Raw genomic sequence first — 12,614 nt, forward strand, 5'->3', positions numbered from 1 at the left:
TAGACTGCGCCCTGTGATTCGTCGAAGGAGTGTAACCTTGCGCGCAGCCATTCGTCTCCTCTCTCTCGGGGCCGCCCTGGCGGCGCCGGCGGCGCTCGCCGGCAATTACGAGTTTCTCGCCGCCCCGCAGACCGATCTCAACCGAGTCTTTCGCCTGGACCGCGCCAGCGGCGAGGTGGGGGCCTGCCAATATGGGCTGAAGGAGGGCGCGGCCGTCGGCGTGACGCTCTGCTATCCGCCGGGCGAGGGCGCCAAGGCCGGGCAGTTCAGCGAATATGCGCTGATCGCCTCCCGCCATACGGGCGAGGGCGGCGTGTTCCGCGTCGATCTGCGCTCGGGACAGATGTCGATCTGCTTCGTCTTGAACGAGAGCTCGGTGGTCTGCACGCCGCCGGCGAAATAGCGAGACCCCGAATAAGAGACAGCGAGCCCGAAGGCTCGCTCTCGTCCGATCAATTGTTGAAGCGGAAATGCAGCACGTCGCCGTCGGCGACGACATAGTCCTTGCCCTCGAGCCGGAACTTGCCCGCCTCTCGCGCGCCCGCCTCGCCGCGCAGCGCGACATAGTCCTCATAGGCGATCGTCTCGGCGCGGATGAAGCCCTTCTCGAAATCCGTATGGATCACCGCCGCCGCCTGCGGGGCGCGCGTGCCCTGCTCGATCGTCCAGGCGCGCGCCTCCTTGGGGCCTACGGTGAAATAGGTCACGAGCCGCAGCAGCGTATAACCGGCGCGGATGACGCGGTTGAGGCCCGGCTCCTCGAGCCCGACCGCCTCAAGATACTCTTTCTGCTCCTCGGCCGGCAGCACCGCGATCTCGCTCTCGATCTTGGCGGAGACGACGACGCTCGCCGCGCCCTCCTCGCGCGCCCGCGCGGCGACCTTCTGCGAGAAGGAATTGCCCTCCGCAGCGGCGCCCTCCTCGACATTGCAGACATAGAGAACGGGCTTGGACGACAAGAGGCCGAGACCTGCGAGCGCGCCGCGCTCTTCCGGCGCGATCGTGACGAGGCGGGCGGGACGGCCGTCGCGCACCAGATCGAGGCAGCGACGCATCAGATCGAGCAGCTCCTTGGCGTCCTTGTCGCCGCCTTTGGCCTTTTTCTCGAGCGGGAGGACGCGCTTTTCCAGGCTCTCGAGATCGGCGAGCATCAGCTCCGTCTCGATCGTCTCTATGTCGCGGATCGGATCGACGTCGCCCTCGACATGGGTGATGTCGCCGTCCTCGAAGCAGCGCACCACATGGGCGATGGCGTCGCATTCGCGGATATTGGCCAAGAACTGATTGCCGAGCCCCTCGCCCTTGGAGGCGCCGCGCACGAGCCCGGCTATGTCCACGAAGGTGAGGCGCGTCGGGATGATCTGCTTGGAGCCGGCGATCTCGCAGAGCTTTTCGAGCCGCGGATCGGGCACGGCGACGTCGCCGACATTGGGCTCGATCGTGCAGAAGGGATAATTGGCCGCCTGCGCGGCCGCCGTCTGCGTCAGCGCGTTGAAGAGGGTCGACTTGCCGACATTCGGCAGGCCGACGATTCCACATTTGAAGCCCATGGCGTCCCGTTTCCTCGCGCAATCTCGCTGCGGCGCGGTATGGGCGGGACCGGCGCAAAAGGCAAGGGGCGCGGCCGCGGCGCAGCGTCTCCATAATTCCGCCCCGCAGAAAGGCGCATCCTCGCCGCGCGGGTTGACCGCGCGCCTCGCAAGGCGGAAAAGCTTCGACAAAAGCAGAGCGTCGGCGAATCTCGAGGGCGCGATTCTGGCGCGGAACCCTATGCGAAACAGATCACGAATCGGACGAGCTGGTCGCGCGATCGCGACATTCGCGGCGGCGGGATTGCTCGCAGCGCCGCTCTTTCCCGCGTTGGCGCAAACCGCCGCCGAGCCTTCGGCGGCTCCGGCCGCTCCTGTCGCGCCGGCGCCCACGCCGACCGCGGCTCCGGCGGCCCCAGCGCCTGCGCCCGTTCCTGCGCCTGCCCCTTCCCCCGCCTCCGCGCCCGCAGCCCCGGCCGAACCCATCGCGGCGCCGACGGCGGCCCCGCAGGCCTCGGCCGCGCCCAAGCCGAAACCAAAGCCGAAGCCCAAGCCCGCGCCGCCGCGCGAGATGGCGCTCTCCGACGATCCGACCCCTGCGCTGCAGCCGGAGACCTTCTTCGCCACCTCGCTCGCCTCCGAGCGCTATGCGGCCATCGCCGACGCCGGCGGCTGGCCCAAGGTGGGGACGCCATTGCAGCCCGGCGCGCGCGGCAAGGCGGTGGCGGCGCTGCGCAAGCGGCTCGTCGCGGAGGGCGATCTGCCGGCGGAAGCGGCCGGCGGCGAGGCCTGGGACGCGGGCCTCACCCAGGCGGTGAAGCATTTTCAATTCCGCATGGGGTTGCGGCAGACCGGCGCGGTCGCCGGCGCGACGCTGCGCGAGCTGGACATTCCCGCCTCGGTGCGCTTCCGCCAGCTGGCCTCCTCGGCGCAGCGGCTCGCCGGCAATGATTTCCCCTTCGGCCCGCGCTATATCGTCGTCAACATCCCCTCCGCCGCGGTCGACGCGGTGGAGAACGGCCATGTCGTGCGGCGCTATACGGCGATCGTCGGCGATGTCGAGCATCCTTCGCCGGAGGTCGAGGCGAAGGTCGGCGCGGTCAATCTCAATCCCACATGGACGGTTCCGGTCTCGATCATCAAGAACGAGATCATGCCCAAGATGCAGAAGGACCCGTCCTATCTCGCCAAGGCGCGCATTCGCGTCTTCGACAATCACGGGACCGAGGTGGAGCCGAAATCCATCAATTGGGCCAGCGAGCGCGCCGTCAATTACACGCTGCGCCAGGACAGCGGCGCGCAGAACTCGCTCGGCTCGATCCGCATCGCAATGCCCAACAAGCACGCCGTCTATATGCACGACACGCCGAGCAAGCGGCTCTTCGCCAGCGACTACCGCTTTCTCTCGCATGGCTGCGTGCGCGTCGAGGGCGTCTACGACCTCGCCGCCTGGCTGCTGGAGGGCGCCGGCGGCGCGCCGGGCGGCCAATGGGACAAGGCCGCCATAATGGCCAAGATCGCCGGCGGCGAGCGCCAGGACGTGAATCTGCCCAAGCCCGTGCCGGTCGTATGGGTGTACATGACCGGATGGGCTTCCGCGAATGGCACGGTCCATTTCCGCAACGATATATACGGGGTCGACGCAGTGGGCGAAGCGCGCGGAGATCGCTGATTCGCTCCAGACTTCGGAGGAATCGCGATGCGCGCTTCGATTGCTTTCGTCGCGGCTCTGCTCGGCGCGCTCAGTGCGGCGCAGGCCGGCGAGCGCCCTTCCCGCCAGCCGCAGCCGGCGCAGACCTATGTCGTCGTCCCCGTGCAATTCTGCGAGAAGATGTGTCCCGAGGACTTCGCGCCCTGCGATCCGATCTATTTCAAGACCGCCGATGCGCGATGCGCGCAAGTGGGCGTCGGACGGTGAGGCGCGACTCCTTCTCCCGCGAGCGGGAGAAGGATGCTCTAATCGTCCAATCCCCGCGCGCTCTCGTGCCAGCGTGAGAGGGCGAGACGCGACAGCGCCGTCAGCCCCGCATAAATGACGATCCCCGCCAGCGAGACCAGCGCCAGCGCCGCGAACATGCGCGGAATGTCGAGCCTGTAGCCCGCCTCCGAAATGCGGAAGGCGAGGCCCGCCCCCTGCCCCGCCGCGCCGGCCGCGAGCTCGGCCGCTATCGCGCCGATCAGCGCGAGCCCGCCGCCGATGCGCAGCCCGGCGAAAAACTGCGGCAGCGCCGCCGGCGCGCGCAGATAGACGAGCTTGCGCCAGGGCGAGGCGCGATAGAGATCGAAAAGCTCGACCAGTGAGCGATCGACCGAGGCGAGGCCGAGCGAGGTATTGGCGAGAATGGGGAAGAAGGCGACCAGAAAGGCGCAGACCAGCACCGCCTCGGCGGGGGCGAGATAGACCAGCAGCAGCGGCGCTATGGCGATGATGGGCGTCACCTGCAGCACGATGGCGAAGGGCATCAGCGCGCGCTCCATCCAGCGCGAGCGCGAGATGAGCAGAGCCAGAGCGACGCCGCCGATCGTCGCCAGCGCCAGAGCCTCCAGCGCCGTCGTCAGCGTGACGAGGAGGGCGGCGAAGAGAAGGTCCCAGTCCTTCACCAGAGTCTCGGCGATGAGGCTCGGCGCGGGCAGCACATAGGGCGGAATGGCCCAGAAACGCACCGCCGCCTCCCAAGCGGCGAGCGCGACGGCCAGCACGGCCAGCGGCGCCAATGTCTCGCGAAGCGGGCTCGGCTGCGTCATCGCAGCTCCTCCCCATAGGCGCTGCGCAGAGCGGCGGAAGCGCGCCGGCAATATTGCGCGAACTCGGGACTCGTGCGGAATTCCTCGTCGCGCGCGATGGTCGCATCTATGTCGATCGCATCGACGATCGCGCCGCCGCGCGCGGAAAGCGCGAGAATGCGCGTCGAGAGATAGACGCTCTCGTAAATGGAATGGGTGACGAAAACGATCGTGGTGTCGAGCCTTCGCTTCATCGCGAGGAGATCGTCGCCGAGACGAAAGCGCGTCACCTCGTCGAGCGCGGCGAAGGGCTCGTCCATCAGCAGCAATTTCGGCCGCGTCACCAGGCCGCGCGCTATGGCGACGCGCATCTTCATGCCGCCGGAGAGCTGGCGCGGCAACGCCGTCTCGAAATCGGCGAGGCCGACGAGAGCGAGCGTCTCGCGCACCAGCGGCGCGGCGGCCTCGCGCGTCTTGCCGGCGAGTCGCAGCGGCAGATAGACATTAGCGAAGACATCGGCCCAGGGCAGCAGCGTCGCCTCCTGAAACACGAAGCCGATGTTGTGCGCCGCGGCCGAGTCACGCCAATCGACGGCGCCGGCGCTCGGCGTCGCGAGGCCGGCGATGAGCCGCAGCGCCGTGGATTTGCCGCAGCCCGACGGGCCGAGCAATGTCAGAAACTCGCCGTCGCGAAGATCGAGATCGAAATTCTCGAGCGCCGCGACGCCATTGGCGAAGCTCTTGCCGATCCCGCGCAGCGAGACCAGAGGCTCCGCGGCGCCCATCGTCACTGCGCCCCCGCGGCATGCGAAGGCTGCAGCTCCAGCCCGACCTTCTTGTTCACGAAGCGCGTGGTGTAGCCCTGGGCGATGGGAAGATCGGCGGGGAAGACGCCGGCCTTGGCCATTTTGTCGAAGAAGCTGCGCACGCGCGTGTCGGTCATCGCGCCAATGCCGAGGCCGAGCGAATCGCCGGAATCGACAATGCCGCGCTCCTTCAGCTTCTCGACGGAATAGGCGAGCTGGCCCTCGGACATTTCGGGATTGTCCTTGCGGATGGCGGCGTTGGCGGCGCTATTGTCGCCGTAGATGTAATGATACCAGCCTATGATCGAGGCGTCGACGAAACGCTGCACGAGATCGGCCTTGGCCTCGATCGTCTCCTTGCGCGTCTCGATCGTCGTCGAATAGCTGTCATAGCCATAATCGGCGAGCAGAAACACATTGGGCGTGAAGCCGCCCTGACGCGCGATCTCGAAAGGCTCCGAGGTCAGATAGCCCTGCTGGATCGATTTCCTGTCGGCGAGGAAGGGCGCCGAGTTGAAGGTGTAGGGCTTGATCTTCTCTTCCTTGAAGCCATGGGCCTGTTTCAGCCATTGATAGACCGAGACGAGATTGTCATTGCCGACGAAAGCGGTCGCTTTGGGCAGATCCTCGAAGCGATCGAAGCCCTCGCCCGGATGCGACATGAAGATGATCGGATCCTTCTGGAACATGCTGGCGACGGCGACGATGGGCGCCTTCTGCTGCACGGCGGAGAAGGTCTGGATGAGATTGGCGCCCATGCAGAAATCGACGCGGCCGGCGGCGAGCAGCAGCCGCGCGTTGGACTGCGGACCGCCCTGCAATATTGTGACGTCCAGGCCGTATTTGGCGTAAGTGCCGTCGACGAGGGCCTGATAAAAGCCGCCATGCTCGGCCTGCGCCCGCCAATTGGTGGCGAAGGAGACCTTGTCCAGCGCGAGGGCCGGAAGGGCGGAGAGGAAAAAAGCCAAAGCCGCGATCTGTGCTGCGAAGCGTTTCGTCATCGATTGCCTCACCTCGATTTTTCGACAAACACGGGGCGGTGAAGAAGGATATCCCCAACCCTCGTCCTGAGGAGCCGCCGTAGGCGGCGTCTCGAAGGACCGCGCGCCGAAATCAAAAAACGTCCTTCGAGACGCCCGCTTCGCGGGCTCCTCAGGACGAGGGCCGCGGATCGTTCCTCCACCCTATCGCCGTGGAAGGATGCGCCCTATGGCGATCCCCGTCCGAAAGGACTACCCTCTCCGCCATGCTTCCGTCCCGCTACTGGATCGACCTCGCCACCACCGAATTCCGCGACCTCGAGATGGAGCGCGTCATCGCCGTGCTGCCCATCGCCGCCGTCGAGCAGCATGGGCCGCATCTGCCGGTCGGCGTCGACTCCGAGATCATGCGCGGCATGATCGAGCGCGTCGTCGACCGCCTGCCGGACGATCTCGACGCGCTGTTCCTGCCTTTGCAGGCGATCGGCGTCTCCATCGAGCATGGCGATTTTCCCGGCACGCTCAGCCTCTCGCATGAGACGGCGCTGCGCCTTCTCTGCGAGATCGGCGAAGGCGTCGCCCGCGCCGGCTGCCGCAAGCTCGTACTCCTCAATTCGCATGGGGGCAACTCGGCGCTCATCTCCCAGGCGGCGCTGGAGCTGCGCATTCGGCGAGAGCTGCTCGCCGTCTCCTGCTCCTGGCATCGCTTCGGCTATCCCGACGGGCTGTTCGGCGAGGAGGAAATCCGCCTCGGCATACATGGCGGGGAGATCGAGACCTCGCTGATGCTCGCGCTCGCGCCGGATTTCGTCGATGTGGCGCGGGCGCGGCATTTTCGCTCGGCCAGCGCCGATTTCGAGCGCGATTTCACCTGGCTGCGCGCCGACCGGCCGATCGGCTTCGGCTGGAAGACGCAGGACCTCTCCAAGGAAGGCGCGATCGGCGACGCCGCGGCGGCCAGCGCCGCCAAGGGCGAGGCCGCGGCCGATTATTGGGCGACCGCCTTCGTCGAGCTGCTGCGCGACGTCGAGGCCTTCGATCTCGCGCGCTTGGCCGGCGCGCCGCCGAAATAGCGCCGGAAACGCCACAGGGAACCGGCCTTTCGCCGGTTTTGGAGGCTTTCGTCCCGGCGCGGTTCGGTCTACAACGCGCGCAACTGCGCAGCCAGACGCCGGAGAGGCCCGATATGACCGAAATCATCGATATTCACGCTCGCGAGATACTCGATTCGCGCGGCAATCCCACGGTCGAGGTCGAGGTCGTGCTGGAGGACGGCTCCTTCGGCCGCGCCGCCGTGCCGTCCGGCGCCTCCACCGGCGCCCATGAGGCGGTGGAGAAGCGCGACGGCGACAAGACCCGCTATCTCGGCAAGGGCGTGCTGGACGCCGTGCAGAGCGTGAATGACGAGATCGCGGGCGAGCTCACCGGCTTCGAGGCCGAGGATCAGGTGGCGGTCGACGAGGCGCTGATCGAGCTCGACGACACGCCGAACAAGTCCCGCCTCGGCGCCAACGCCATTCTGGGCGTGTCGCTGGCCGTCGCCAAGGCCGCCGCCGACGCCTCCTCCCTGCCGCTCTACCGCTATATCGGCGGCGTGCAGGCGCGCGTGCTGCCGGTGCCGATGATGAACATCATCAATGGCGGCGTCCACGCCGACAATCCGATCGACTTTCAGGAATTCATGATCCTGCCGGTGGGCGCGCCCACGGTGCGCGAGGCGATCCGCTGGGGCGCGGAAGTGTTCCACACGCTGAAGGCGGCGCTGAAGAAGGCCGGCCTCTCCACCTCCGTCGGCGACGAAGGGGGCTTCGCCCCCAACCTCCCCTCCGCCGAGGCGGCTCTGGACGTCATCGTCGAGGCGATCGTGACCGCCGGCTTCGTGCCGGGCGAGGACATTTATCTCGGCGCCGACGTCGCCTCGACCGAGTTCTTCAAGAACGGCAAATATGTCTATGAAGGCGAGAAGGTCACGCGCACCATAGAGGAGCAGGTCGCCTATCTCGCCAAGCTCGCCGAGGCCTATCCGATCGTCACGATCGAGGACGGCATGGCCGAGGATGATTGGGAGGGCTGGCGCCTCCTGACCGACACGCTCGGCGACAAGATTCAGCTCGTCGGCGACGATGTGTTCGTCACCAATGTCGAGCGTCTGGCGCGCGGCATAGACGAGGACGTCGCCAATTCGCTGCTGGTGAAGGTCAATCAGATCGGCACGCTGACCGAGACGCTCGCCGCCGTCGAGATGGCGCATCGCGCCGCCTATACGACGGTGATCTCGCATCGCTCCGGCGAGACGGAAGATTCGACCATCGCCGACATCGCCGTCGCCACCAATAGCGGGCAGATCAAGACCGGCTCGCTGGCGCGTTCGGACAGAGTCGCGAAATACAATCAGCTCATCCGCATCGAGGAGGAGCTGGGCCCGGCGGCGATCTACGCCGGCCGCAGCGCGCTGAAGGCGCTGGCCTGATTTCCCTCTCCCCGCGCGCGGGGAGAGGGTCAGGGTGAGGGGCTCGGGGTCTCGAGCGGCAATGCCGCTCCCGCTCCGGGCCCTCGCTCTTTCGACCATTCCGCCTCGCGCCATTCCGTCTCGCGCCCCGGCCCCTCACCCCAACCCTCTCCCCGTGAACGGGGAGAGGGGGTAGTTCCGAGCTTCCCCCATGCCCATGGAAAAGACCTTCGACCCCTCGACCATCGAAGCGCGGATGCGCGAGCTCTGGGAGGCGGCGGGCGCCTTTCGCGCCGGCCGGCCGGAGCGCGCCGGCGCGAAGCCCTTTTCCATCGTCATTCCGCCGCCGAACGTCACCGGCTCGCTGCATATGGGCCATGCGCTCAACAATACGCTGCAGGATATTCTCGCGCGCTATCATCGCATGCGCGGCGACGATGTGCTGTGGCAGCCGGGCACGGATCACGCCGGCATAGCGACGCAAATGGTGGTCGAGCGCAAGCTCATGGAGCGCCAGCAGCATCGCCGCGAATTGGGCCGCGCCAAATTTTTGGAAGAGGTGTGGGCCTGGAAGGCGGAGTCGGGCGGCGTCATCGTCGAGCAGCTGAAGCGGCTCGGCGCCTCCTGCGATTGGTCGCGCGAGCGCTTCACGCTGGACGAAGGGCTTTCCCGCGCCGTGGTGAAAGTCTTCGTGCAGCTCTATCGCGACGGGCTGATCTATAAGGACAAGCGCCTCGTCAATTGGGATCCGAAGCTGCTGACCGCCATCTCCGATCTCGAGGTGCAGCAGATCGAGGTGAAGGGCCATTTGTGGCACTTCAAATATCCTGTGGTCTATCACGACGGCCAGCCGACCGGCGAGTTCATCACCGTGGCGACGACGCGGCCCGAGACCATGCTCGGCGACACGGCGGTGGCCGTGCATCCCGAGGATGAGCGCTATAAGAAGCTCGTCGGCAAGAATGTGCGCCTGCCTCTGGTCGGGCGCCTCATCCCCATAGTGGCGGATGAATATTCCGATCCCGAGAAGGGCACGGGCGCGGTGAAGATCACCCCCGCGCATGACTTCAACGATTTCGAGGTCGGCCGCCGCCACGGTCTGCGGCTCATCAATGTGCTCGACGCCGAAGGCGCGGTGACGCTGAAGGACAATGTCGACTTCTTCGAGCATGTCGCGCCCTCTCCCGAGCTCGACATGACCGTCGCCGCTCTGCACGGCCTCGACCGCAACGCCGCCCGCGCGCGCGTCGTCGCGATGATGGAGGAGCATGAGCTGCTCGCCGAAGTGTCGGACCATAAGCATATGGTGCCGCATGGCGACCGCTCCGGCGCCGTGCTAGAGCCGCGCCTCACCGACCAATGGTATGTCGACGCCAAGACTCTGGCGCAGCCGGCGCTCGCCGCCGTGCGCGAGGGCCGCACCAATTTCGTGCCGAAGAATTGGGAGAAGACCTATTTCGATTGGCTCGAGAACATCCAGCCCTGGTGCGTGTCGCGCCAGCTGTGGTGGGGCCATCGCATACCGGCCTGGTATGACGAGGACGGCAATGTCTTCGTCGAGGACAGCGAGGAGGCCGCTCTCGCCGCCGCGCGCGCGAAGCACGGACGCGACGTTGCGCTGACGCGCGACGAGGATGTGCTCGACACTTGGTTCTCTTCGGCGCTGTGGCCCTTCTCGACGCTGGGCTGGCCCGACGAGACGAAAGAGCTCGATCGCTATTACCCCACCAATGTTCTGGTGACGGGCTTCGACATCATCTTCTTCTGGGTCGCCCGCATGATGATGATGGGCCTCTATTTCAAAAAGGAGGTCCCCTTCCACGACGTCTATATTCACGCCCTCGTCCGCGACGAGAAGGGCGCGAAAATGTCGAAGTCGAAGGGCAATGTCATCGACCCGCTCCATCTCATCAATGAATATGGCGCCGATGCGCTGCGCTTCACACTCGCGGCCATGGCGGCGCAGGGGCGCGACATAAAGCTCTCGACGCAGCGCGTCGTCGGCTATCGCAATTTCGCGACCAAGCTATGGAACGCCTCGCGCTTCGCCGAGATCAACGGCTGCGCGCGCGTCGCCGGCTTCGACCCGAAGAATAATCAGATCACGCTCAATCGCTGGATCGTCAGCGAGGCGGCGCGCGCCTCCGCCGAGATCGCCGCGGCGATCGAGGCCTATCGCTTCAACGACGCCGCCAATGCGGCCTATCGCTTCGTCTGGAACCAGTTCTGCGATTGGTATCTGGAGCTCGCCAAGCCCCTGCTGCAAGGCGAGGACGGCGCCGCCAAGGACGAGACGCGCGCCACCACGGCGTTCCTGCTCGATCAGACCTACGCGCTGCTGCATCCCTTCATGCCCTTCATCACCGAGGAGCTGTGGGGCGTCAAAGGTTTCGAAGGTCCCGCACGGGAAACGCCGCTGGCGCTGGCGCAATGGCCCGATCTCGCAGGGCTCGAGGACGCCGCAGCGGAGGCGGAGATCGGCTGGATCGTCGATCTCGTCTCCGAAGTGCGCTCGGTGCGCTCGGAGATGAATCTCCCCGCCGGCGCGGAAGTGCCTCTCGTCCTCGTCGGCGCCGACGCGGATGTGCAGTCGCGCGTGACGCGCTGGGACGAGACGCTGCGCAAGCTCGCGCGCCTCTCGCAGATCGGCTTCGTCGACGCCGCGCCCAAGAGCAGCGCGCAATTGATCGTGCGCGGCGTGCTCGCCGCCATACCGCTGGAAGGCGTCATCGATTTCGCGGCCGAGAAGGTGCGTCTCGCCAAGGAGACCGCCAAGCTGGAAGGCGAGGCGAAGAAGATCGAGGCCAAGCTCGGCAACGCCGATTTCGTCGCCCGCGCGCCGGAAGAGGTCGTGGAGGAAAATCGCGAGCGCCTCGAGGAGACGCGCGAGCGCATCGAAAAGCTGACAGCTGCCGCCAAGCGCCTGGGCTGACGGGCTCGTCGCCGAGTGGGCGGCGCCCCGCGAACCCCACCCCGTCCGGCTGTCGCCGGCCGACCCTCCCCCTAAAGGGGAGGGTGATCGCGCCCCTTTAGGCATTCATCTGATTGTCCTGCGCGGCGCCCTCTCCCCGCTTGACTCGCGCCCCCGCAATGCCGCACGCCACGCGGCATGAGCACGCCCTTCGACGACATCCGCAATCTCCTCGCCGACCTTCCCGCCCCCTGCCACGACAGCCTGAACGCCGTGCGGCGACGCGACGCCGAGCTCACCAAGCCGCCGGGGTCGCTCGGGCGGCTCGAGGAGATCGCCGAATGGCTGGCCGCATGGCAGGGCCGCGCGGAGCCAAAGATCGAGCGGCCGCTCGTCGCCGTTTTCGCGGGCAATCACGGCGTCACGGCCAAGGGCGTCTCCGCCTTCCCCGCCGCCGTCACGCGGCAAATGCTCGATAATTTCACGGCCGGCGGCGCGGCGATCAATCAAATCTGCAAGGCCAATGGAATCGGCCTCAAGGTCTTCGAGCTGGCGCTCGAGCATCCGACGCGGGACTTCACGGAAGCGCCCGCCATGGAGGAGCGCGAGGCCGCCGGCACTCTGGTCTATGGCATGGAGGCGGTGGACGGCGGGATCGATCTGCTGGCGCCGGGCGAGATGGGCATTGGCAACACCAGCGCGGCGGCGGCGATCTACGCCGCGCTCTATGGCGGTCCGGCGGCGCGCTGGACAGGGCGCGGAACCGGCCTCGACGATGAAGGGCTCGCGCGCAAGAACGCCGTCATCGACGCGGCGCTGACCTTTCACGCCGGCCATTTGTCCGACCCTTTGGAGATTTTGCGCCGGCTCGGCGGGCGCGAGATCGCCGGCATGATGGGCGCGATGCTCGCGGCGCGGCGCAACCGCGTTCCCGTGCTGCTCGACGGCTATGTCGCCTGCGCCGCCGCGGCGCTGCTGCATGCGATGAGCCCGGACGCCATCGCCCATTGCCTCGCCGGCCATGTCTCGGCGGAGGGCGCGCATAGGGATGTGCTGGAGCGGCTCGGCAAAAAGCCGCTGCTCGATCTCGGCATGCGGCTCGGCGAGGGCTCCGGCGCGGCGCTGGCGATCGGCCTCGTCAAGGCGGCGCTGGCCTGCCACAGCGGCATGGCGACTTTCGCCAGCGCCGGCGTCAGCGGCAAGGACGGCTGATCG

Annotated in this window: 11 protein-coding genes; 7 read left to right on the forward strand and 4 right to left on the reverse strand. The window is 66.9% G+C overall.

Features of this window, described 5'->3' with window-relative positions:
* The first annotated feature begins 37 nt into the window (after positions 1-37).
* Positions 38-403, forward strand: coding sequence for a hypothetical protein (locus tag ACT53T_RS19480; RefSeq protein ID WP_018266706.1), 366 nt, complete (start codon positions 38-40; stop codon positions 401-403).
* A 49-nt stretch (positions 404-452) separates the two neighbouring features.
* Here ACT53T_RS19480 and ychF read toward each other — a convergent pair whose 3' ends face one another.
* A complete protein-coding gene (gene ychF / locus ACT53T_RS19485) occupies positions 453-1,550 on the reverse strand; it encodes a redox-regulated ATPase YchF (RefSeq protein WP_400769755.1) in 1,098 nt (365 codons plus the stop codon).
* 283 nt (positions 1,551-1,833) lie between these two features.
* On the opposite strand from ychF, the gene ACT53T_RS19490 reads away from it, so the two are divergent.
* On the forward strand, positions 1,834-3,201 hold the full coding sequence (locus ACT53T_RS19490; RefSeq protein WP_476162502.1) for a L,D-transpeptidase family protein: 1,368 nt from the start codon (positions 1,834-1,836) through the stop codon (positions 3,199-3,201).
* A gap of 27 nt (positions 3,202-3,228) precedes the next feature.
* Positions 3,229-3,447: a hypothetical protein gene (locus tag ACT53T_RS19495; RefSeq protein WP_157235116.1), complete on the forward strand. Its 219-nt coding sequence runs from the start codon at positions 3,229-3,231 to the stop codon at positions 3,445-3,447.
* A 38-nt stretch (positions 3,448-3,485) separates the two neighbouring features.
* Here the strand turns inward: ACT53T_RS19495 and ACT53T_RS19500 are convergent, their stop codons facing one another.
* Genes ACT53T_RS19500 through ACT53T_RS19510 form a run of 3 tightly spaced genes read right to left on the reverse strand, consistent with a single transcriptional unit; the run spans position 3,486 to position 6,060 of the window.
* Positions 3,486-4,274 (reverse strand): ABC transporter permease, encoded by a 789-nt coding sequence (locus ACT53T_RS19500; RefSeq protein WP_476162503.1) that lies wholly within the window; start codon positions 4,272-4,274, stop codon positions 3,486-3,488.
* A complete protein-coding gene (locus tag ACT53T_RS19505) occupies positions 4,271-5,038 on the reverse strand; it encodes an ABC transporter ATP-binding protein (RefSeq protein WP_476162504.1) in 768 nt (255 codons plus the stop codon). Before ACT53T_RS19505 ends, ACT53T_RS19500 begins: the two co-directional genes overlap by 4 nt.
* A 2-nt stretch (positions 5,039-5,040) precedes the next feature.
* Positions 5,041-6,060, reverse strand: coding sequence for an ABC transporter substrate-binding protein (locus tag ACT53T_RS19510; protein ID WP_476162505.1), 1,020 nt, complete (start codon positions 6,058-6,060; stop codon positions 5,041-5,043).
* 245 nt (positions 6,061-6,305) lie between these two features.
* Here ACT53T_RS19510 and ACT53T_RS19515 point away from each other — a divergent pair, with 245 nt between their 5' ends.
* The 4 genes from ACT53T_RS19515 to cobT all read left to right on the forward strand — a co-directional run bounded on the left by ACT53T_RS19515 (position 6,306) and on the right by cobT (position 12,611).
* Positions 6,306-7,112, forward strand: a complete 807-nt coding sequence (locus ACT53T_RS19515) for a creatininase family protein (RefSeq protein ID WP_400769760.1) — start codon at positions 6,306-6,308, stop codon at positions 7,110-7,112.
* A 113-nt stretch (positions 7,113-7,225) separates the two neighbouring features.
* Positions 7,226-8,509 (forward strand): phosphopyruvate hydratase, encoded by a 1,284-nt coding sequence (eno, locus tag ACT53T_RS19520; protein WP_400769761.1) that lies wholly within the window; start codon positions 7,226-7,228, stop codon positions 8,507-8,509.
* 196 nt (positions 8,510-8,705) lie between these two features.
* Positions 8,706-11,420 carry a valine--tRNA ligase gene (locus ACT53T_RS19525; protein ID WP_476162821.1) on the forward strand — a complete coding sequence of 905 codons (2,715 nt, stop codon included), beginning with the start codon at positions 8,706-8,708 and terminating at the stop codon, positions 11,418-11,420.
* A gap of 177 nt (positions 11,421-11,597) precedes the next feature.
* Positions 11,598-12,611 (forward strand): nicotinate-nucleotide--dimethylbenzimidazole phosphoribosyltransferase, encoded by a 1,014-nt coding sequence (gene cobT / locus ACT53T_RS19530; RefSeq protein WP_476162506.1) that lies wholly within the window; start codon positions 11,598-11,600, stop codon positions 12,609-12,611.
* Positions 12,612-12,614 lie beyond the last annotated feature (3 nt).

The sequence above is a fragment of the Methylosinus sp. DMC45 genome, from assembly GCF_056313885.1.